General features: G+C 49.9%; 19 protein-coding genes and 2 pseudogenes. 11 read left to right on the forward strand and 10 right to left on the reverse strand.

Features of this window, described 5'->3' with window-relative positions:
* Window positions 1–33 precede the first annotated feature (33 nt).
* The 3 genes from GFC06_RS15290 (at window position 34) to tyrR (ending at window position 4,181) form a co-directional block, all read left to right on the forward strand.
* Window positions 34–1,431, forward strand: a complete 1,398-nt coding sequence (locus GFC06_RS15290; RefSeq protein WP_016153215.1) for a YcjX family GTP-binding protein — start codon at window positions 34–36, stop codon at window positions 1,429–1,431.
* Window positions 1,428–2,489, forward strand: a complete 1,062-nt coding sequence (locus GFC06_RS15295) for a YcjF family protein (RefSeq protein WP_016153214.1) — start codon at window positions 1,428–1,430, stop codon at window positions 2,487–2,489. Before GFC06_RS15290 ends, GFC06_RS15295 begins: the two co-directional genes overlap by 4 nt.
* 147 nt (window positions 2,490–2,636) lie before the next feature.
* Window positions 2,637–4,181 carry a transcriptional regulator TyrR gene (gene tyrR, locus GFC06_RS15300; protein WP_016153213.1) on the forward strand — a complete coding sequence of 515 codons (1,545 nt, stop codon included), beginning with the start codon at window positions 2,637–2,639 and terminating at the stop codon, window positions 4,179–4,181.
* A gap of 53 nt (window positions 4,182–4,234) precedes the next feature.
* On the opposite strand, the gene tpx is transcribed toward tyrR, so the two are convergent.
* On the reverse strand, window positions 4,235–4,741 hold the full coding sequence (tpx, locus tag GFC06_RS15305) for a thiol peroxidase (RefSeq protein ID WP_016153212.1): 507 nt from the start codon (window positions 4,739–4,741) through the stop codon (window positions 4,235–4,237).
* A 115-nt stretch (window positions 4,742–4,856) separates the two neighbouring features.
* Between tpx and ycjG the strand changes: the two genes are divergently transcribed.
* Window positions 4,857–5,822: an L-Ala-D/L-Glu epimerase gene (gene ycjG, locus GFC06_RS15310; RefSeq protein WP_153690324.1), complete on the forward strand. Its 966-nt coding sequence runs from the start codon at window positions 4,857–4,859 to the stop codon at window positions 5,820–5,822.
* Here the strand turns inward: ycjG and mpaA are convergent.
* Window positions 5,797–6,525, reverse strand: a complete 729-nt coding sequence (gene mpaA, locus GFC06_RS15315; protein WP_016153210.1) for a murein tripeptide amidase MpaA — start codon at window positions 6,523–6,525, stop codon at window positions 5,797–5,799. The two genes, ycjG and mpaA, sit on opposite strands and share 26 nt — an antisense overlap.
* A gap of 184 nt (window positions 6,526–6,709) precedes the next feature.
* Between mpaA and mppA the strand changes: the two genes are divergently transcribed.
* Window positions 6,710–8,323, forward strand: coding sequence for a murein tripeptide ABC transporter substrate-binding protein MppA (gene mppA / locus GFC06_RS15320; RefSeq protein ID WP_153690325.1), 1,614 nt, complete (start codon window positions 6,710–6,712; stop codon window positions 8,321–8,323).
* A 107-nt stretch (window positions 8,324–8,430) separates the two neighbouring features.
* Here mppA and GFC06_RS15325 read toward each other — a convergent pair whose 3' ends face one another.
* Window positions 8,431–9,201: a DeoR/GlpR family DNA-binding transcription regulator gene (locus GFC06_RS15325; RefSeq protein ID WP_047500391.1), complete on the reverse strand. Its 771-nt coding sequence runs from the start codon at window positions 9,199–9,201 to the stop codon at window positions 8,431–8,433.
* Window positions 9,202–9,318: 117 nt separating this feature from the next.
* Between GFC06_RS15325 and GFC06_RS15330 the strand changes: the two genes are divergently transcribed.
* Both GFC06_RS15330 and GFC06_RS15335 read left to right on the forward strand, forming a co-directional pair.
* Window positions 9,319–9,702: a VOC family protein gene (locus tag GFC06_RS15330; protein WP_153690326.1), complete on the forward strand. Its 384-nt coding sequence runs from the start codon at window positions 9,319–9,321 to the stop codon at window positions 9,700–9,702.
* A 216-nt stretch (window positions 9,703–9,918) separates the two neighbouring features.
* Window positions 9,919–10,326: a cupin domain-containing protein gene (locus GFC06_RS15335; protein WP_181012498.1), complete on the forward strand. Its 408-nt coding sequence runs from the start codon at window positions 9,919–9,921 to the stop codon at window positions 10,324–10,326.
* Between the two features lie 192 nt (window positions 10,327–10,518).
* On the opposite strand, the gene GFC06_RS15345 is transcribed toward GFC06_RS15335, so the two are convergent.
* Window positions 10,519–11,550, reverse strand: coding sequence for a mechanosensitive ion channel family protein (locus tag GFC06_RS15345; RefSeq protein ID WP_153690327.1), 1,032 nt, complete (start codon window positions 11,548–11,550; stop codon window positions 10,519–10,521).
* A 243-nt stretch (window positions 11,551–11,793) separates the two neighbouring features.
* On the opposite strand from GFC06_RS15345, the gene GFC06_RS15350 reads away from it, so the two are divergent.
* Entirely contained in the window at window positions 11,794–12,054 is a 261-nt protein-coding gene (locus tag GFC06_RS15350) for a DUF2534 family protein (protein WP_003020403.1), read from the forward strand.
* A 48-nt stretch (window positions 12,055–12,102) separates the two neighbouring features.
* Here the strand turns inward: GFC06_RS15350 and uspE are convergent, their stop codons facing one another.
* Window positions 12,103–13,053, reverse strand: coding sequence for a universal stress protein UspE (gene uspE, locus GFC06_RS15355; RefSeq protein WP_016153204.1), 951 nt, complete (start codon window positions 13,051–13,053; stop codon window positions 12,103–12,105).
* A 137-nt stretch (window positions 13,054–13,190) separates the two neighbouring features.
* A pseudogene (locus tag GFC06_RS23405) lies at window positions 13,191–13,575 on the reverse strand (site-specific integrase); the annotation flags it as partial.
* Window positions 13,576–14,195: 620 nt separating this feature from the next.
* Between GFC06_RS23405 and GFC06_RS15360 the strand changes: the two are divergent.
* Window positions 14,196–15,014, forward strand: coding sequence for an ETX/MTX2 family pore-forming toxin (locus GFC06_RS15360; protein WP_153690328.1), 819 nt, complete (start codon window positions 14,196–14,198; stop codon window positions 15,012–15,014).
* A gap of 189 nt (window positions 15,015–15,203) precedes the next feature.
* A pseudogene (gene tnpA, locus GFC06_RS15365) lies at window positions 15,204–15,637 on the forward strand (IS200/IS605 family transposase).
* Between the two features lie 480 nt (window positions 15,638–16,117).
* Here tnpA and fnr read toward each other — a convergent pair.
* Window positions 16,118–16,870, reverse strand: coding sequence for a fumarate/nitrate reduction transcriptional regulator Fnr (gene fnr, locus GFC06_RS15370; RefSeq protein WP_003020397.1), 753 nt, complete (start codon window positions 16,868–16,870; stop codon window positions 16,118–16,120).
* A gap of 194 nt (window positions 16,871–17,064) precedes the next feature.
* Entirely contained in the window at window positions 17,065–17,580 is a 516-nt protein-coding gene (gene ogt / locus GFC06_RS15375) for a methylated-DNA--[protein]-cysteine S-methyltransferase (protein WP_016153203.1), read from the reverse strand.
* A 213-nt stretch (window positions 17,581–17,793) separates the two neighbouring features.
* Here ogt and smrA point away from each other — a divergent pair, with 213 nt between their 5' ends.
* Window positions 17,794–18,357, forward strand: coding sequence for a DNA endonuclease SmrA (gene smrA / locus GFC06_RS15380; protein ID WP_016153202.1), 564 nt, complete (start codon window positions 17,794–17,796; stop codon window positions 18,355–18,357).
* A gap of 12 nt (window positions 18,358–18,369) precedes the next feature.
* On the opposite strand, the gene GFC06_RS15385 is transcribed toward smrA, so the two are convergent.
* Both GFC06_RS15385 and GFC06_RS15390 read right to left on the reverse strand, forming a co-directional pair.
* Window positions 18,370–19,602, reverse strand: coding sequence for a GGDEF domain-containing protein (locus GFC06_RS15385; RefSeq protein ID WP_153690329.1), 1,233 nt, complete (start codon window positions 19,600–19,602; stop codon window positions 18,370–18,372).
* 67 nt (window positions 19,603–19,669) lie between these two features.
* Window positions 19,670–21,784 carry a putative bifunctional diguanylate cyclase/phosphodiesterase gene (locus GFC06_RS15390; RefSeq protein ID WP_153690330.1) on the reverse strand — a complete coding sequence of 705 codons (2,115 nt, stop codon included), beginning with the start codon at window positions 21,782–21,784 and terminating at the stop codon, window positions 19,670–19,672.
* Window positions 21,785–21,795: the final 11 nt, after the last annotated feature.

Below are 21,795 nucleotides of genomic sequence, written 5' to 3' on the forward strand. Positions count from 1 at the left end.
TTTCTTCGGTTCCTTCAGCAAAACGGGATGGCGATGAAGCGACTTAAAAATGAACTCAATTCGCTGGTTAATCGCGGCGTAGACCGGCATTTGCGCCTGGCTGTCACCGGACTTAGCCGTAGCGGTAAGACGGCGTTTATCACCGCGATGGTAAACCAGTTACTCAATATTCATGCCGGTGCGCGTCTGCCGTTGCTCAGTTGCGTGCGCGAAGAGCGTCTGCTCGGCGTTAAACGGGTTCCACAACGCGATTTTGGTATTCCGCGCTTTACCTATGATGAGGGACTGGCGCAGTTGTATGGCTCTCCACCGACCTGGCCGACACCTACGCGCGGTGTGAGTGAAATACGCCTCGCGCTGCGCTACAAATCCAATGATTCATTACTGCGCCACTTTAAAGACACCTCCACGCTGTACCTGGAAATCGTCGATTATCCGGGGGAGTGGCTGCTCGATTTACCGATGCTGGCCCAGGATTATCTCAGCTGGTCGCGGCAAATGACCGGATTATTACAGGGACAGCGGGGCGAATGGTCGGCAAGATGGCGGCAGTTATGCCAGGGGTTGGATCCGCTGGCGCCTGCTGATGAAAACCGTCTGGCGGAAATCGCTGCCGCCTGGACGGAGTATCTGCACCAGTGCAAGCAGCAGGGACTGCATTTTATTCAGCCGGGCCGTTTTGTTCTGCCCGGAGATATGGCGGGCGCGCCTGCGCTGCAGTTCTTCCCGTGGCCGGACGTTGATGCCTGGGGGGAATCGAAGCTGGCGCAGGCAGACAAACACACCAATGCGGGCATGCTGCGCGACAGGTTTAATTATTACTGTGAAAAAGTCGTGAAGGGATTTTATAAGAATCACTTCCTGCGCTTTGACCGTCAGATTGTGCTGGTCGATTGTCTGCAACCGCTCAACAGCGGGCCACAGGCGTTTAACGACATGCGTCTGGCGCTCACCCAACTGATGCAAAGCTTCCATTACGGACAGCGTACGCTGTTTCGTCGGCTGTTTTCTCCGGTTATCGACAAACTGCTGTTTGCCGCCACCAAAGCCGACCATGTAACGGTCGATCAGCACGCCAATATGGTGTCGTTATTGCAGCAGTTGATCCAGGACGCCTGGCAAAACGCTGCGTTCGAAGGTATCAGCATGGATTGTCTGGGACTGGCATCAGTACAGGCAACCACCAGCGGCCTGATCGATGTGAAAGGCGAAAAGATCCCGGCGCTGCGTGGTCATCGTCTGAGCGATGGTGAACCGCTAACCGTTTATCCGGGGGAAGTGCCCGCGCGTTTACCTGGACAAGCATTCTGGGACAGCCAGGGCTTTCAGTTTGAGGCGTTTCGCCCGCAGGTTATGGATGTTGATAAACCCTTACCGCATATTCGTCTTGATGCCGCGATGGAGTTTTTAATAGGAGATAAATTGCGATGAGCGAGCCGTTAAAACCGCGTATCGATTTCTCAGGTCCGCTGGACGTGGAACAAAACGCGGCGTTTAAAGCGCAGCAGATGTTCAACGAAACGGAGGCGCAGACTTTTTCTCCGGCGACAGTGGATGAACCTCTGCAAGACGAAGGTCAGGCAGAAGCCGTCATTGATGCGGCCCTACGCCCCAAACGTAGTTTGTGGCGCAAAATGGTGATGGGCGGGTTGGCGCTGTTTGGCGCGAGCGTTGTCGCTCAGGGCGTACAATGGACCATGAACGCCTGGCAGACTCAGGACTGGGTTGCGCTGGGAGGATGTGCCGCTGGCGCATTGATTATCGGCGCAGGTGTCGGATCGGTTGCGACCGAGTGGCGTCGGCTATGGCGTTTGCGCCAGCGTGCGCACGAGCGCGATGAAGCGCGTGATCTGCTCCACAGCCATGGAACCGGAAAAGGTCGTGCATTTTGTGAAAAGCTGGCGCAGCAGGCGGGTATCGATCAGTCCCATCCGGCGCTACAGCGCTGGTATGCCTCAATTCATGAAACGCAGAACGATCGCGAAGTCGTCAGCCTGTATGCCCATCTTGTGCAGCCGGTGCTGGACGCGCAGGCCCGACGTGAGATTAGCCGTTCAGCGGCGGAGTCCACGCTGATGATTGCCGTCAGTCCGCTGGCATTGGTGGATATGGCGTTTATTGCCTGGCGAAACCTGCGGCTGATTAATCGCATCGCCTCGCTGTATGGCATTGAACTCGGTTATTACAGCCGCCTGCGTTTGTTCCGCCTGGTGCTGCTAAATATCGCTTTTGCCGGGGCCAGTGAGCTGGTGCGGGAAGTGGGAATGGACTGGATGTCGCAGGATTTAGCCGCCCGCTTATCGACGCGTGCCGCGCAGGGTATTGGCGCGGGGTTATTAACGGCGCGTCTGGGTATTAAAGCCATGGAACTTTGCCGACCGCTACCGTGGATCGATGACGATAAGCCACGACTGGGCGATTTTCGCCGTCAACTGATTGGTCAGGTGAAAGAAACCTTACAAAAGAACAAATCGCCGCGCGAAAGTTAGCTAAAAATTGGGCGCCAGTCGTTTAACTTTACGTCCCGGCGCCTGATTTTCCAGCGAGCTGTCAATATTTGTTGACAGAGTTCTTCCTGCAAACCCAATACTGTCTTATCATTTAATACATAATCCCTTGTCCAGGTGAAGGTTCCTATGCGTTTGGAAGTCTTTTGTGAAGACCGACTTGGTCTGACCCGCGAACTGCTCGATTTACTGGTGCTGAGAAGCATTGATTTACGCGGTATCGAGATTGACCCCATCGGGCGGATTTACCTCAATTTTGCGGAACTGGAGTTCACCAACTTCAGTAGCCTGATGGCTGAAATCCGCCGTATTTCAGGGGTTACGGATGTGCGTACCGTGCCCTGGATGCCTTCCGAACGAGAACATCTTGCGTTGAGTGCGCTGCTTGAGGCGTTACCAGAACCGGTCCTTTCTCTGGATATGAAAAGCAAAATCGAGATGGCGAACCCTGCGAGCTGTCAGCTTTTCGCGCACACTCAGGATCGGATGCGCAATCATACCGCCGCCCAGTTAATCAATGGGTTTAACTTCCAGCGCTGGCTCGAAAGCAATCCGCAGGATTCTCATAGCGAGCATGTCGTAATTAACGGACAGAACTTCCTGATGGAGATTACGCCTGTCCATTTGCAGGGTGAAAATCAGGAGCAGATGCTGACCGGTGCTGTTGTCATGCTGCGCTCCACCATCCGGATGGGGCGTCAGCTGCAAAATATGACTACGCAGGATCTGAGCGCGTTTAGCCAGATTATTGCCGTCAGCGCCAAAATGAAACACGTAGTGGAACAGGCGCGTAAGCTGGCGACACTGAGTGCGCCGCTGCTGATTACTGGTAATACCGGCACCGGCAAAGATCTCTTTGCCCATGCCTGCCACCTGGCAAGCCCGCGTGCGTCGAAGCCGTATCTGGCGCTGAACTGCGCGTCAATTCCTGAAGATGCAGTCGAAAGTGAGTTGTTTGGCCATGCCCCGGAAGGCAAAAAAGGCTTCTTTGAGCAGGCGAATGGCGGCTCGGTTCTGTTAGATGAAATTGGTGAAATGTCGCCGCGTATGCAGACCAAATTGCTGCGTTTTCTCAATGACGGCACGTTCCGCCGCGTGGGAGAAGATCACGAAGTTCATGTTGATGTCCGCGTGATTTGCGCGACGCAAAAGAACCTTGTGGAAATGGTGCAGAAAGGGCTTTTCCGTGAAGATCTCTATTATCGTCTGAATGTACTGACGCTAAATCTGCCGCCGCTACGCGATTGCCCGCAGGATATTATGCCGCTTACCGAACTGTTTGTGGCGCGCTTCGCCGACGAGCAGGGCGTGCCGCGTCCGAAGTTGTCTGCCGATCTCAGCACGGTGTTAACCCGTTACGGTTGGCCGGGCAACGTGCGTCAGCTTAAAAATGCCATCTACCGGGCGCTGACCCAGCTTGAAGGTTATGAGCTGCGGCCGCAGGATATTTTACTGCCGGATTACGATGCGGCAACGGTTGCGGTCGGAGAAGAGGTGATGGAAGGATCGCTGGATGAAATTACCAGCCGCTTTGAACGCTCTGTGCTGACGCAGCTTTATATGAATTATCCCAGCACGCGCAAACTGGCCAAGCGCCTCGGCGTTTCGCACACCGCGATTGCCAACAAATTGCGTGAATACGGCCTGAGCCAGCAGAAAAAAAGCGAAGAGTAACGCGGTAAATGAAAATGCCTCCCTGCGGAGGCATTTTTGTATGCAGACGTGGCTTAAGCTTTCAGTACGTCCAGCGCAGCAGTGTAGTCTGGCTCGTTGGTGATTTCATTGACCAGTTGGCTGAAAACGACGTTGTCATTTTCATCAATAACGACCACGGCACGTGCGGCCAGACCTTTCAGTGGGCCTTCAGCGATTTCTACGCCGTAGTTTTTCAGAAATTCTGCGTTGCGCAGGGTGGACAGCGTGATAACGTTGCTCAGACCTTCCGCGCCGCAAAAACGTGAATGGGCGAATGGCAGGTCGGCCGAAATGCACAGTACGACGGTATTGTCGATTTCTGTCGCCAGTTGGTTAAACTTACGTACCGATGCCGCACAAACGCCGGTATCGATGCTTGGGAAAATATTCAGCACTTTGCGCTTGCCTGCGAACTGGCCCAGCGTAACGTCAGACAGGTCTTTAGCCACAAGGGTAAAAGCCTGAGCTTTGCTTCCAGCCTGAGGAATTGAGCCGGCAACTGTAACCGGGTTGCCCTGGAAATGAACGGTTTGTGACATGGTTATCTTCCTGTTTACATATAGTTAACGTCGAGGCTAGTTTATGCCATCAGCAGTTAACACGGCAAACGCTATTTGCGGATATCCGCTTCAGGGACTGCATTAAGGAAAGCAAATGAGAACAGTTAAGGTGTATGAGGAAGCCTGGCCGCTGCACACTCCCTTTGTTATTGCCCGTGGGAGCAGAACCGAAGCGCATGTGGTAGTGGTTGAAGTGGCAGAAAACGGCGTCACGGGTATCGGCGAGTGCACACCGTATCCGCGCTATGGTGAAAGCGATGCCTCAGTGCTGGCGCAAATTATGAGCATTGCCCCACAACTGGAAAATGGACTGACGCGTGAAGAGCTGCAAAAGCTGCTGCCAGCGGGAGCCGCGCGTAATGCTGTGGACTGCGCGTTGTGGGATCTGAGTGCGCGTCAACAGCAATTGTCACTGGCAGAGTTGGTGGGAAGTGAGCTGGCGGAAGTGGTGACGACGGCGCAAACCGTGGTGATTGGCACGCCGGAACAAATGGCGGTGAGTGCGGCTGCACTGTGGGAAAATGGCGCGAAACTGCTAAAAGTTAAACTGGATGCGCGCTTGATTAGCGAGCGGATGGTTGCTATTCGTGCCGCAGTCCCTGATGCAACGATTATTGTCGACGCCAATGAATCCTGGCGGGCAGAAGGTCTGGCGGCGCGCTGCCAGCTGCTGGCTGATTTAGGGGTGGCGATGCTGGAGCAGCCGCTGCCAGCGCAGGACGATGCCGCATTGGAAAATTTTGTGCATCCGCTGCCGATCTGCGCAGATGAAAGCTGCCACACCCGCAGCAGCCTGAAAGCGCTGCACGGGCGCTATGAAATGGTCAATATCAAACTGGATAAAACAGGCGGCCTGACGGAGGCGCTGGCGCTGGCAACCGAAGCCCGCGAGCAGGGATTTACGCTAATGCTGGGCTGCATGTTGTGTACTTCCCGGGCGATTGGCGCGGCGTTACCCCTTACGCCGCAGGTTAAATTTGCCGATCTTGATGGCCCGACCTGGCTTGCCAGCGACGCGGAGCCGGCCCTGCATTTTACGACCGGACAACTTCATCTCTAGGGTGCCAGCGCAGGAGATTGGACATGGCCAGCAGGTATTTCTCGCTCGCTTCATCTGAAGAGATGGGCGGAAATTCGGCGGTTATACAGTGTAAGTTCAGGTCTGCGCACCAGCTTCCAAATGAGCCGGGCGTTTCATAACCTACGCTGGTGACGAGGGGTAATTCAAACGACTGCGCCAGCCACGCGCCTAATTCGCTGCGTCTGGGATCTTCAATACAGGCCAGCGGATCGTGAAAAGAGACCACCCACGCAGGATGAATTCGGTGAATAAGCTGGCACAGCGCCTGGGTTTCTGGTTCTGAGCCCGGATTTTCGCCGGTCAACAACACCACATCGCGTTCTTCTGCGCTGCTGTTCCAGCGATACACCGTTTCACCCGCTTTCCAGTTGGCAGCGGGAAAGTTACGGTTTAGATCCACTCCGTTCGCATTTGCGCGCAGCCCGAGCTGGCAACCGTCAGGGTTAACCGCCAGCACCACATGGTGACGACGTAAGGAAGGATTAAGCGTACGCAATGCGCAGGAAAGGGTGACAACCGATGCGTTTTCGTCGCCGTGCGTTCCTGCCAGTATCAGACCGCTTTCACGATCGGCCGCCATTGCGGGAAACCAGATTAGCGGCGCGCCTAATAATGAACGTCCGTAATGTTCGGTTCCAGGTGGGAATGCGCCGCGCTCGGCACGGGGTCGGGTAACGGTCATAGTCATCTCTGAATGCGTGGATTGTTACTCGCAGTGTTGTGCAAAATGTATGGATAATCAAATCGTTTTCACACACTTATCTTTTCAGATGTAATATTATTTCCTTGTCGAAAGTTAATTGCATTTCCTGCTGGCGATACAAATAATTACACATTCACTTAGTAGCCGGAATTGAGGGTATTTTATGCAGCATTCTGTTTCAGTAACCTGTTGTGCGCTATTGGTAAGCAGCATTTCATTATCCTGGGCTGCTGATGTTCCCAGCGGAACGGTACTGGCAGAAAAGCAAGAACTGGTGCGTCATATCAAAGACGAACCGGCGTCATTGGATCCGGCAAAGGCCGTCGGGCTTCCTGAAATTCAGGTTATTCGTGATTTATTTGAAGGGCTGGTCAACCAGAATGAGAAGGGCGAGATTGTGCCCGGTGTTGCCACTCAGTGGAAAAGCAACGATAACCGTATCTGGACGTTTACGCTGCGCGACAATGCGCAATGGGCAGATGGTACGCCGGTAACGGCACAGGATTTTGTCTATAGCTGGCAGCGTCTGGTTGACCCGAAAACGCTGTCGCCGTTTGCCTGGTTTGCTGCGCTGGCGGGTATTAACAACGCACAGGCGATTATCGATGGAAAAGCCTCGCCAGATAAGCTCGGCGTTAGCGCGATCGATGCGCGTACATTGAAGGTCCAACTGAATAAACCGCTGCCATGGTTTGCCAATCTGACGGCGAGTTTTGCTTTCTATCCGGTACAAAAAGCTAACGTTGAGAGCGGTAAAGATTGGACCAAACCGGGTAATCTAATTGGTAACGGCGCCTATGTGCTCAAAGATCGTGTGGTGAACGAAAAACTGGACGTTGTGCCGAACACGCATTATTGGGACAACGCCAAAACGGTGCTGCAAAAAGTCACCTTCCTGCCTATTAACCAGGAATCGGCAGCGACCAAGCGCTATCTTGCTGGTGATATCGATATTACCGAGTCGTTCCCGAAAAACATGTATCAGAAACTGTTGAAGGACATCCCGGGTCAGGTTTATACCCCGCCGCAGCTTGGCACTTACTACTATGCCTTTAATACCCAGAAGGGACCGACTGCCGACTCACGCGTGCGCCTGGCGCTCAGCATGACTATCGATCGTCGCCTGATGGCGGAGAAAGTTCTGGGTACCGGCGAAAAGCCCGCATGGCATTTTACGCCGGATGTAACGGCAGGGTTTGTGCCGGAACCTTCACCGTTTGAGCAAATGAGTCAGGAAGAGCTGAACGCGCAGGCGAAAACGCTGCTGCGTGCGGCGGGCTATGGTCCACAGAAACCACTTAAACTGACGCTGCTGTATAACACCTCTGAAAATCATCAGAAGATTGCTATTGCTGTCGCGTCTATGTGGAAGAAAAATCTCGGCGTTGACGTGAAACTGCAAAACCAGGAGTGGAAAACTTATATCGATAGCCGCAATACCGGCAATTTTGATGTGATCCGCGCCTCGTGGGTGGGCGATTACAATGAACCATCTACGTTCCTGTCGCTATTAACATCAACCCATACGGGCAATATCTCCCGCTTTAATAATCCGGCGTACGATAAAGTGTTGACCCAGGCAACCCTGGAGAATACGCAGAAAGCGCGCAATGCTGATTATAACGCCGCGGAGAACATTCTGATGGAACAGGCTCCCATTGCGCCGATTTATCAGTACACCAACGGGCGTTTAATTAAACCGTGGCTGAAAGGGTATCCAATTACTAACCCTGAAGATGTGGCTTATAGTCGTACAATGTATATTGTGAAGCACTGATATCGCTGGCATGTTCGGGACGTTGCATTGGCGATTTCCCGAACAGACAAGGCTGTGGAGAAGGTGGCTCATAAAAGCAATGGAAAAGTATCACCCAATAGAATGGGTTACACTGTATAAATACGAATGTCGTGCGCCTGAAACGCCGTGGCATACTCTTTGCTGATATTTTCCTCGACGACAATTACATCGATATTGCTGCTTTCGGTAACAACATAACGGGCGACGGCCGGGATCTTTTCAGCCGTCAGCGCGACAATAGTTTCATTACACTGTTTGATCACCGCTTTTTTGAACTCACAATCCGCGTAATCAAATCCGGTTAAGCCGGATTCAGGCGACATCGCGCAGCCGCCAATAAATCCCTGATCGAATAAAATGTCCTGCACCTGCGAGATAGCGGTGGCACCCACACACCCTCCAGAAGATCGTTGCACCGCGCCGCCCAGCATAATGACGTCAAACAGTGGTTTTTTTAGTAAAACGGCGGCAATCTCCGGGGAATTTGTTACCACGGTTAACGCCAGCTCGGCGGGTAGGGCTTCAGCCATCGCCAGATTAGTACTGCCCGTGTCGATAAAAATGCAGCTTCCGGATTTGACCATCCGGGCGCATCTCTGCGCGATGTTGCTCTTTTTCGCCACATTAATACTCTTGCGCACGGTGATGTCTTCGGATTCAGGGAGTGCAATGACCGCGCCGCCATAGACTTTTTTACACACGCCATCTTTACTCAGTTCATGCAGGTCGCGGCGGATTGTATGTTCCGAAACGCCTAACCTGCTGGCGAGTTCGGAACAGATGACTCTGCCGTTTTCCTGCAGGATCTGATAGATAAGCGCCTGGCGCTGTTCAGGGAATGCTGCGTAATCGAGCATCAATACTCCAGTGAAATAAACATCGAGCAATAACAAGCATAATTGTGCATTATGGTTCTCGATGTCAACATCCCTTTAGGGAACCTATTGTTTGGATACAACAAGAAGAGGTTAGCTATGAAGGTTGCGCATATGGCGTTATGGACACGGGAGCTCGAGCAACAAGCTCAATTCTGGGTCACGTTTTTTGACGCAAAGATCAACGAAAAATACTGCAGTAAAACCAATCCAGGGTTTGAATCCTATTTTGTCAAAATTGGTGAGGATATCGCGATTGAGTTAATGACTAAGCCTGGACTGACAAAACATGCTCCCGACAATAACACCTCAGGCTGGGTGCATCTCGCCATTTCAGTTGGCGGCAGTGAAAACGTTGATGCCATGGCGATGCGAGCAAAAGGACAGGGAATATTAGTTTCTGGCCCGCGCACCACCGGTGATGGCTATTACGAAGCGGTGATACGCGATCCTGACGGCAATTTGATTGAAATTGTGGCCTAAGGCTTCACGCCATCTCCAGTAGAAACGTCGTATCTGTTACCGACTATTGATGAGCATGATTCATAAGGTTGTCCTTCTTTTCACCTCTAATCACCCGCCTGTCGAGTCTCTATAATTTTTATAGTTTTCAGCATCCGGTGGCGCGTGCTGCCACCGTTTTGGAGAGTCGAAATGCAAAATCAACGGAATACCGTCTCCAGCGCCGGCGCGGAGATTATGAATCAACAATTTGATGGTAACAGCGTCTTTCCTCGCGGAGAGAAAAATGAAGCGTATGCGAAATATTTCACTGGCGACAGCTATCTGACCATGCTCTCCATGGAAGGCGTGGTGATTGGTAACGTAGCATTTGAGCCGGGCTGTCGTAACTTCTGGCATATCCATCATCAAGGGGGACAAATCTTGCTGGTGACCGGCGGCAGAGGCTGGTATCAGGCGTGGAATCAACCGGCGCGTGAACTGAAAACCGGTGACGTCGTACACATCCCGGCGGGAATGAAACACTGGCACGGTGCCGCGCGTGATAGCTGGTTTGCCCATATCGCTGTGGAAATCCCGGCAGCTGGCGCATCGAACGAGTGGCTTGAACCGGTAAGCGACGCTGAGTACAACCTGCTCCCCTGAGCTGTGCGGGGCACGCGTTCTGCAAGTAAAGCCCGAAGTGAATCAGTTTGAGCTGATTATTGATACAGTCCCGTATCTACATGACCTGAATCCGTATATTCCAACGCTGACGCTGGTACTGCTTTGTCATTGATATTGCCTCATTGAAATAAGTGCAGAAAAAAGACGCGGATTTCCGCGCCTTTTCTTTTGTTAGTGTGTCGATGGCGATGCTTCAGGATTATCCATATACAGCGTCTGGCTGGGGAACGCAAAGTCGGCGTCGTTTGCCTTGACTATCGAAATAATCTTTAAATAAACGTCCTGCTGTACCGCAAGCCATTCCTGCCACACGGTGGTTTTCGTGAAGCAATACACCATGATATTCAGCGATGAATCGGCGAATTCATTAAAATAAACCAGCAGGGTTTGTTTCTGGTCTATTCCCGGATGGTTTTGCAGCATTTCTCTGACCGACTCGACAACGGCACTGACTTTATCAGCATCTTCATATCGTAACCCGATCACCGTTTTGATGCGGCGATTCGTCATCCTTCCTGGGTTTTCTACGCTGATAGAGGAGAAAATCGAGTTTGGGACATATAACGGACGATGATCGAAGGTGTTTATTTTGGTCATTCGCCAGCCGATTTCCGTAACTGTACCTTCAATATTGCGGTCCGGGGAGCGGATCCAGTCGCCGATGCTAAAGGGTCTGTCGAAGTAGAGCATAATCCCTGAGAAAAAGTTGCTCAGAATGTCTTTGCCTGCCATACCTACAGCGATACCGCCGATGCCGCCGAAGGTTAACAGGCCGGATAAGCTCATTCCGAAATGTTCGCCATACAGCAAAATGATGGCAACCACGATGGTAATCTTGATGATTCGCGACAGGATCCTCGCGCTGGTGATATCTCTGCCTTTATTAATCTGCGTCTTTTCAAACTGATTAATTACCAGAAAAAGTTTGATGGTAAGGATCAGCGCAATCAACGAGGTGCAGATAAAGTCGACCACGCTGGATGAGATAAATTTCAGGCTGTAATTTTCGATAACGTTATTAGCAATACTGCCTAACGTCCCGATGATAATGGCATAGACAAAAAATTGCGCGGCATGAAATATAAATCCTTTGCAGCGACGCTCTCCACGATGATACCAGACGCTCATCAGAACCAGCGCGGCACAGCAGCTGAGAATTACCGTCAAATTAAACGCATTATTTATAAACAGTTCAGCGATCATGATTCTTCCAACAGCTCCGTGGTAGTGAAATATCTTCTGATATCCTAATCCTCGAATATTTTACTCAGTTCTGGCGGTCAGATCATTAATCCATAGGGGAGATATATAATGCAATTAGCGCTATTTTCGGCGAAATAGCGCTGGTATCGACCCTGAAAGCGGTTTATGTAGCAGACAGTCAGTTGATGTCATGGTATTGTTAGCGCAAAGTAACAAGGTTTTCATCTGCAAAAGGACAGTACTATGATCATGGCTAAGCTGAAGACAGCGAAGGGACGGAAGTTTCTGTTGTGCCTGCTTGGGGTGTTTATTATCGCAGCGTCGGTCGTGACGCGAGCGACGATCGGTGGTGTGATTGAACAGTATGACATTCCGCTATCCGACTGGACCGCTTCAATGTACGCCATTCAATCGGCAATGATTTGTGTCTACAGCATGGTGTTTACGATTCTGTTGGCTATCCCGCTGGGAATCTATTTCCTCGGCGGCGAGGAGCAACACTAAGCGTTTGTTATGCCGGATGAGATCGCCATCCGGCATTGAGTTGTGTGGTTAATCGTCTTCTTCATCATCCAGTTCAACTGGCGTCTGATATTCATCCGGCTTGATGACCAGCAGGTCGCAGCGTAGGTGATCGATAACCTGTTCAGCGGTGTTACCAAGAAACGCGGCAGAAATACCGGTACGACCGACGGTACCCAGTACCACAATACCCGCCTGCAAGTGCTCGGCTAAATCAGGAATGACCTCTTCAGGTAATCCTTTTTCAACGTGCGTCACTTTCTCATCGATACTGAATTTCTGGCGCAACGCCTTCATGGCCAGCAGATGCTGTCCACGGATCGCGTCGTTATAAACGCTGGGGTCAAACTCAGGTAGTTCAATTGCGATATTGATTGGCGTAACAGGGTAGGCGCCAACCAGATGCACTTCAGTATGGTTAACCTGTTCTGCCAGTTGCAGCGTCTCTTTGACCAGTTTTTCATTGAGCGCGTTGTGATAAGGCTCTTCACTGGCGAGGTTCACCGCAACCAGCGCTTTACCCTCTTCAGGCCATGGCTGGTCTTTAACCATCCATACCGGGCTTGGACATTTGCGCAATAAATGCCAGTCGGTAGGCGTGAAAATTACGGCTTCGAGGCGGTCGTGTTGGTGTGCCATTTTGAGGACCAGGTCATGCTGAGCGCTAATGACTTCCTGGATGATGGCTTCAAAGGGACGGTTATGCCATACCACTTTAATTTCAAGAGGGATCCCTGCTTCGATGTAGTATTTTGCTTGTTCACGGATCCATGCTGTTCGCTGGCTGATGACCCCCTGACGCATTGCCGTACGCTCATCGGGCGACAGCAGGGTAGTCATCTCGTAGGAAAAGTCATAGATTGGCAAAAAGGCTTTAATTTTGCCACCAATCCGTTGATGCAAATAAACAGCTCGCCGTAATGCTGGTTGATCGTCCTGGTTTGGATCGATGACGACCAGCATATTTTTATACATAGCCATACAGGGTCTCCTTACAACTGTCATCGCAGTTTGTAATTAAAAGAGTAACCCAATAATGTGGATTGAAACAGGGGAGAACCTCCTGCCAGATCAATAAATCGGGAAAATCTATAGATTTCGTTCACATCTCGCTAAAACTAAACGACTTTTCTCATTATTTGTGCCCCTTTGGGAACCCCTGGGGGCAACGCTGTCGGCATGCGGTTATTTAGCATACTGATCTGATCCTGGTTCATATCACCAATCCATTTTGAATAGACTTCGTAAACCATACGCGCATCTTCGTGTCCCATCTGACTGGCAATAAACGAAGGATTTGCCCCAGCGGAGAGTTCGCAGCAGGCATAAGTGTGTCGGGACTGATAGGCGTGCCGGTTTCATCTATGAGCGAGCCTGATGCCACGGCGCCATCCATAAGAAATCGATGCTTTACAAAAATAGCCGTTCTTTTTTGGAGTTAGATCTTGGGACAAAAACAAACCTGATTGCCTGCTGCTCAGTTTTCCCGTGCTTTCTGTGATGCATGCTGAATGTTCTCTATGAGGGTACTGCCACCCACGAGCCCCTGAAGGGTATTAATGCCGGATTTTATGGTGATGAAGGATGCTGCGGATACCTCAAGCGCCTTAGATTCAGTAAATAGATTTCAGTAAATAGATCGTATAACTCTTTGAACGTTGTTATCCGCTTCGTACAGCTAACTTACTGAGTGCCTTTGTTTACATGGTTCAACAAAGTACGAGTCACGGAGGCTGTCTAAAGACTCACCGGGAGGCACCCGGCACCATACTCCATTAGCCCCGACTCCTCTGCTGAGGCTTTTTCATTCATATTGTATGTTTTCTGCTTATTTTTATTCCCAACTATTACTGTCACTCAGAGTGCCAGATATGAAAGAAATTATTTACAGCACTATGCTAATAAAGCATCGACCATTTCAGGATAACTGCGCTGGGCGGATTATTCACCTATGTCGCAATAGATAATATATCCATAATTATAATGAGTGTGATTTTAATGATTCATTTTTAATATAAAATATTTTTGTTGATATTTGTCAATATTCAATATTGTAGTGAGAGTATTAATAATGATGGCAATGCGTTAATAAATGAAATTTCTTGGTGCATGGAGGGAGTAATATGCTAGATAAAAAATCATGGGTGTATCCGGTATATAAAGTTGTTTATGACTCTTACAGGCGCGAAGTCGGAATGACAAATGAAGACTCGTTTATGGCACAAATACGCCCAATAGGTGTGAATGACTTATCAGTTCAGGAAAAGGGAAGGCCGGAAATTACAAATGGCAAAATGGAACTGATGGGCTGTGCAACTCTTCGGAATGATACAAATGAACCTCAAGTACTGACTTCAGGAGAGTTTGAGAAGGAAATTACTAGCTCATGGTCAACTACAGCCACAGACACAAGAACTTTTGGCGGGGAGTTAGAGTATAAGGCTTGCATAGGGCCAAGGTGGTTTCGTTCTGAAATTAGAGTGGAATTTCATCTTGAGTTTAGCCATTCTGAAGCAAAAACCCGGTCAGGTTCTGAGACACTGAGATATAAATTACCGGGACAATCTATTACTGTCCCGCCCCGAAGTGTTCGTTATATATCTTGTTATTTAGTCAAAGGGAATGCAGTGGGTGCAGTTGATTTATTAGTTAAAACTGAAGGTGCATACAGATCGAGTGGTGTTAACTGGAAAGGCGAAAAAATATCTAAAAATGGCTCGATTTATAATATTATTGATGAAATGAGCAAGGTTAGTGAATACCCAAAATTTAAATTAATACCGGCTGAAAAGAAAGTTCAGTTTGTTGGTACTGCTCAATATACAATTGATGCTGCGTTTGAAGTATCAGTTCAGGTAACTGATACTCCACCGAATATGGGTGAGAGTAACGATGGTGTTCTGGAAGAATACCGTGTAATACCAGAAATCTTAGCTAGTTAGACGTGTCTTAACCAATTAAGCCTACCTGCGTGGTGGGCTTTTTCTTGTGCACAGAAAACCCCCAGCTAGGCTGGGGGTTCCGGAAAGCTTTCAGCTTTGGGCCAGTTATTAAAACCCCTTTTGATTTGTTAAAACACATTGCGGTCTGGCAACTGCAAATGTTTAACAAGAAATCAAAAGGGGGTCCCAATGGGGGACGAAAAGAGCTTAGCGCACACCCGATGGAACTGTAAATATCACATAGTTTTTGCGCCCAAATACCGGAGACAAGCATTCTACGGTGAGAAACGCAGGGCGATAGACAGCATCTTAAGAAAGCTGTGTGAGTGGAAAAACGTGCGGATCATATCCATATGCTTGTGGAAATCCCACCCAAAATGAGCGTATCCGGCTTTATGGGGTATCTGAAAGGGAAAAGCAGTCTGATGCTGTATGAACAGTTTGGGGATATGAAATTCAAGTACAGGAATAGAGAGTTCTGGTGCCGGGGATACTACGTAGATACGGTGGGTAAGAACACGGTGAAGATACAGGAATACATAAAGCACCAGCTTGCAGAAGATAAAATGGGTGAGCAGTTATCGATCGCTTATCCGGGTAGCCCGTTTACGGGCCGTAAGTAACGAAGTCTGATGCAAATGTCAGATCGTATGCGCCTGTTAGGGCGCGGCTGGTAACAGAGCCTTATAGGCGCATCCGAAAAACCTCCGGCTATGCCGGAGGATATTTATTCCGAAAATCCCTTAGTTAACCATCAACTTTCGAGCTTGATCGTTAAACCCAATCTGCGGGATTTTCAGAAAAGCCCGTAAAGTAAATTGAATCCATGGCTTTCGTAATTGATGAATTTCTAAATGGATGTTAAGTACGTTATGCCATTGGGATGGCCATAACAGATAGCTGAGAGGGATTGTTAGGGCAAATTTGGGTCTCAGGGGCAGGTTTTGGGGCAAAAAAATAGCCGCTATTGTCAGAACCCACTGTTCTGTATGTGTATGAAATACAGGTAAATCATTGAAACAGGAGAAAACCTTCTGCCAGATCAATAAATCGGGAAAATTTAGCGATTTGACAGAAGGATAACAGAAATGCTTGCGGAAAGATTACGCAACGTTACGCGTGTGGCCAGCAAGAACTGCCAGCGCGTCGCTATTCTCAATAGTTATGTATTTGCCTTTCACTGCCAGCATGCCGCTTTTCTGGAAACGACCCAACAGGCGGCTGATGGTTTCAACCGTCAGACCCAGGTAGTTACCGATGTCGCCGCGGGTCATGGTCAGACGGAACTCACGAGGCGAGAATCCGCGCTGGGCAAAGCGGCGAGACAAGTTGTAGATAAAGGCCGCCAGGCGCTCTTCTGCATTTTTCTTCGACAACAGCAGGATCATATCCTGGTCGCCTTTGATTTCGCCACTCATCAGACGCATCATCTGCTGACGCAGATTCGGCATTTTTCCGGACAGGTCATCAAGGGTTTCGAAAGGAATTTCGCAAACCATTGAGGTTTCCAGCGCCTGGGCAAAGCTCGGGTGATGTCCGCTGCCAATCGCGTCAAAACCGACCAGATCACCCGCCAGATGGAAGCCGGTAATTTGCTCATCGCCTTGTTCGGTAATGGTATAGCTTTTAATCGTTCCGGAGCGGATAGCGTAGAGTGATTTAAGTTCATCACCTGCTTTAAAGAGCGTTTGCCCCTTTTGGATAGGCTTTTTGCGCTCGATGATGTTATCGAGCTGGTCAAGCTCATGCTCGTTAAGTGTGAACGGGATGCAAAGCTGGCTGATGCTGCAATCCTGGCAATGGATAGCACAACCGCCAGACTGAATGCGCCGTATAATTCGCTTTTCCGGGATCATAGGTCTGCTCAAGCCGTAATTGATATTTGTCAATTTTAACATCTTTTTGGTGAGCACGTAAGCCTGAGCTACTCCCAATAGAGAATAATTCAGGTATAACCGGAATGAATGTTTGTATCTCCTTGATTAACCGCATTAAATTTGTGGTCACATTATGCGAAAGTGTGACGAATAAGGCATTAATTGCCTGGAATCTAGAGTAGCAAATAGCCTTCGTGACGCAATAACCACTCTTTTCGCTGTACCCCGCCAGCATATCCAGTCATGGTGCCGTTACGCCCAATGACGCGATGGCAGGGGACCACAATGCTTACCGGGTTGGCGCCATTGGCCGCACCGACGGCTCTTGCAGCACCGGCGCGCCCTAACTGTTCGGCCAGTTGACCATAGTGCATGACCTGCCCACACGGGATAGTGCGTAATGCTTGCCAGACTTCACGCTGGAAAGGCGTGCCAGCCGTTGCCGTTTCCAGCGTGTCAATAATGCTGAGATTCCCGGCAAAATACTCCGACAGTTTATCGCTTAATCCGCCTGGGTTTTTAGCTGTAATACGCTGATAACCTTCTGTGCGGTAATGAATATCCAGCAATTGTTCCATGCGATCGCGGTGCTGATCCCATTCCACCGCGCGCAGGCGAAATTGCTCATCACAAATAACCCACAGCGGGCCCAGCGGCGTGTCGATGGTATCTTCCAGTAAGTTCAGCATCCGTTTCTCTCATTACAGCGTTCAGGCGAGGTTACACATTATCACGCCAGCGACAGTCGCAGCTATACCCCTAAAAACGGATATCTGTATGTCGTTAGTAGATCTTTTCAGCGGAGCGAGCCGGGTGAATTATTGGAAATAATCGTAAACCGTTGTCGGTATAATAGTGCGCGGTTATGATAATGCTCGTCGTAATTCGCTGGAGGAAGAAACATGAATCTTGATGATGCTTCGCTGTTTCTGGATGCTATGGGGGATGTCCAACCGCTGAAGGGCTGCGCCGATGTACATTGGCAGCCAACGCGTAATATCCGCACTCCGGCGCGTATCGATACGCTTCAACTGGATAACTTTCTCACGACGGGGTTTCTCGATATTATCCCGTTGAACGAGCCGCTGGAGTTTCGTCGCGAAGGTTTACAGCACGGCGTGACTGACAAACTGCGAACCGGAAAATATCCGCAGCAGGCGAGCCTTAATCTCATCCGCCAGCCCGTAGAAACATGCCGCCAGATGCTATTCAGTTTTATTCTACAGGCACAGCAAGATGGATTACGTAACGTGCTGGTGATACACGGTAAGGGGCGTGACGATAACGCTCATGCCAATATTGTTCGCAGCTATGTGGCGCGCTGGCTGACAGAATTTGATGACGTCCAGGCCTACTGCGCCGCTTTGCCGCATCACGGCGGCAGCGGGGCATGCTATGTGGCATTACGTAAAACCGCGCAGGCAAAACAGGAAAACTGGGAGCGTCACGCTAAGCGCAGCCGTTGAGCCACGTATTCATCAGGCGGCCAATACTCTGTTCCTGCCTTCGTGCTTGGCTTTGTACAACGCGTCGTCCACGCGTTTGAATAATTCATCAATACTTTCGTTCGTTTCGTGCCGCGCAACGCCAATGCTGACGGTAAAGCGGGGAAGACCAGGGAGAGTAACCTTGGCTACCGTCGCGCGGATCACTTCTGCAAGATTGAGGGCGACATCCAGCGAGGTTCGCGGTAGCAGCAGCACAAATTCTTCACCACCCCAGCGAAAAATAAGATCGTCTTTTCGTGCACAGGATTCCAGTGTGCGGGCCAGAGCGCAAAGCACTTCATCGCCTTTTAAATGACCGAAGAGATCGTTAATGCTTTTAAAACGATCGGTGTCGATCAACAACAGGCTGTAGTCCTGCGTCAATGACACCGCATGCGTCTGCTCCGGCTCGGTTACCTGATAAAAATGTCGGCGATTAAGTAATCCCGTTAAAGGGTCACGCAGAGCGGCATGCTCAAGTTCCTGTTCCAGCCGTTTTTGTTCGGTAATGTCATGAATAATGCACAACATGAGTTTATTACCGTAAATTTCAATCGGTCCGGCGTAGGTTTGCACATGACGTGAGGTGCCGTCTGCCAGTTTATGGACAAAGTGCAAAGGCTTATGGCCGCCGGGCAGATGGGCGATTTCATGCATCACCGGCAATATATGGCGGCCCAGCATGTTGATCTCCCAGGTATGTTTCTGGCACATCACATCAAGCTTGTAACCATAAAAATTCAGGGCACTGAGGTTTGCATCAACGATCAGGCCATCGCGGGACGGATCAATCAGTAACATTGGCGCGGAGTTTGTCTGGAAAAAACGCGCATAAAAGCCCTGTTTTTTTCGTTGATAAGTTGCTGAACGGCTGGCTTTCAGACCTTGCGCAGTAGGCGTTTCAATGCCTTCGAAAAGGATAACATCCCCCACGCCCGGCAGAGATTTAATGGACAGGCGGCTGGCCAACGCGATTTCCTCACCATCGCGGTAAACCGTGAGGATCTCAACAACGTGATGATGATTGCTCAAGTCACTGAGATACATGGTTAAATCATTTTGAGAATGCGTTGAGAATATGCCCTTGCGCAGTGGGGAAAAACAGAGATCCCGCATTAACTCACGTGCAACGATATTAGCGAACACCAGTTCTTCGGTTTGTGGCGAAACAATCCACACCGGAAAGGTTAACAAATCCAGTGAATGCAGCTCGGTTGTGCTCATCGATAATCCCGTTATCTTTATCTGCTGTGTTGCCCGTTTAATGGCGAATATTTTAGATATTACAGTCTCACAAAGTTATTGATTGTCGGTGAGACAAGGGTTGTACGACTGGCTTTTGTTTGATGCTGTTTTCTGATTGGATCAGTTCATGAATCTTATGCGCTGGCAGCGGTTTTGCAAACAGGAAACCTTGCAGCATGCTACACCCCATCTGGGTAAGAAGTATTTCCTGCTCCTGGGTTTCTATTCCTTCAGCCACCACGCGCATATTCATGGAGTGAGCTATGTCAATAATGGTAGACACAATTTTTGTATTTTTACTGTTCTCGCTAATATCTTTGACAAATATCCTGTCGATTTTTAATTCCCGTGCCGGCAGTGACTTCAACATCAATATATTTGAATAACCAGTGCCGAAATCATCAATAGAAACGGTGATCCCCAAAGCCGAAAAAGCATTCAGGATTTCAATACTGCGTTTTAAATTTTTAAGTGCAGTGCTCTCCGTGAGCTCCAGCGTGAGACAGGCCGGTGAAAGTTGGTATTGCGCCAGGGCGTTGCAAACAACATCAATAATATCATGCTGTTCAAACTGGGCGGGTGAGAGGTTAACGGCGAGCGTCCATTCTGTATTCCCTTGTAATGTCCACTGATGCAACTGCAAACATGCCTGTTGGATAACCCATTTGCCGACGGGAATAATCAGGCCCGTTTCTTCCAGCGCAGGCAGAAATTCAGCCGGTAGCAGCATGCCGCGCTCCGGATGATGCCAGCGTAATAACGCCTCAAAACCAGTCAGGGAATGATCTCCGGCGGTATATTTAGGCTGATACCATAGCTCAAACTGGTTGCGTTCAAGCGCTTGTGAAAGTTCCTGTAGAAATGTCGGCGGCGTATCAGCGATAGCTTCCATCTGGGGACTATAAATAGCCCAGCCGTTTCTGCCCGCCTGTTTGACATGATACATCGCCATATCGGCCTTCACTTTTAGCTCATGCAGAGTCGAACCATGTTCGGGATAAATACTGCTCCCCGCACTTAACGAAACCCGAATCGTATGACCGAATAAGGTAAAGGGGTCACCGATCGCATCTGAAATTCGCGTAAGCAAGGCGGAGATAGCCTGCGGGTTGCAGTCTGGAACCAGCAAGATAAATTCATCTCCCCCCAGTCTTGCCAGCGTCATTGAATCATCAAGGCAACTGTAGATACGCTGTGTACTGGCAATCAGCAGTTGATCACCGATGTGATGCCCCCAGGTATCGTTAACGACTTTAAAACGATCGAGGTCGATAAATACCAACGCGAAATGCTGTTGATGCAATTTGGAATGCCGCAGGCAGGCCTGTAAGCGGGTATCTATTTGCGTTCGATTAGCAAGTCCAGTCAGCGCGTCGAAGTGGACCTGATGTTCAAGCTGGCAGTTCAACTGATACAGGTTGTCAGCCAGTCGGGAAGTGCGCAGTTGTGAATCCACCATCGAGACGACCAGCATGATACCCAAAATAATCAGCGTGACGGCGCAGACCCAGACAGAGAGTTCCAGCGTACTGAGCCCATCGTGCGCAGTGTGTCCAAAATGGGTGAACGTTGCCGCTCCCATACCGGTGTAATGCATAGAAGCAATTGCCAGCGCCATAATAAGGGCAGCAATAAGTCGGTTAATCAGCACGCGACGGGTGTTTTGGCGTAAATGGAAGGCCAGCCATAAACCTACGCCAGACGCAACGACGGCAATAATTACAGAGAGCAAAATCAGCGAGAGATCCCATGAGATGGCCACATGTTCGATAATGGCATACATGCCAACGTAGTGCATCGTGACAACGCCGGCACTCAATATGCTGGTGGCAATGACCAGTCGTTTTGTTGATAGCGTATTACCGGAAATAGCGATATTGATGGCGAGGGTTGCAGAAATGAGCGCAATAAAGAACGAAAACGCGGTGAGTGATAGGTGATAATTGATCGGCATAGTCATTTTCATGGCCAGCATACCGATAAAATGCATCGACCAGATCCCCATACCCAGCGTAGCGCCGCCAGATAGCCGCCAGAAGGTAGATTCACGTTTGCTGGAGATTGCTACCTTACCCGCGCTGTCGAGGGCAATAAAGGAGGCAATAAATGCGACAACAAAGGAAATCCCAATCAATACAGGGTCCCACGACACGTGCAACATCTTACTACCTA

It is taken from the genome of Citrobacter braakii (genome assembly GCF_009648935.1).
Classification (GTDB): domain Bacteria; phylum Pseudomonadota; class Gammaproteobacteria; order Enterobacterales; family Enterobacteriaceae; genus Citrobacter; species Citrobacter braakii.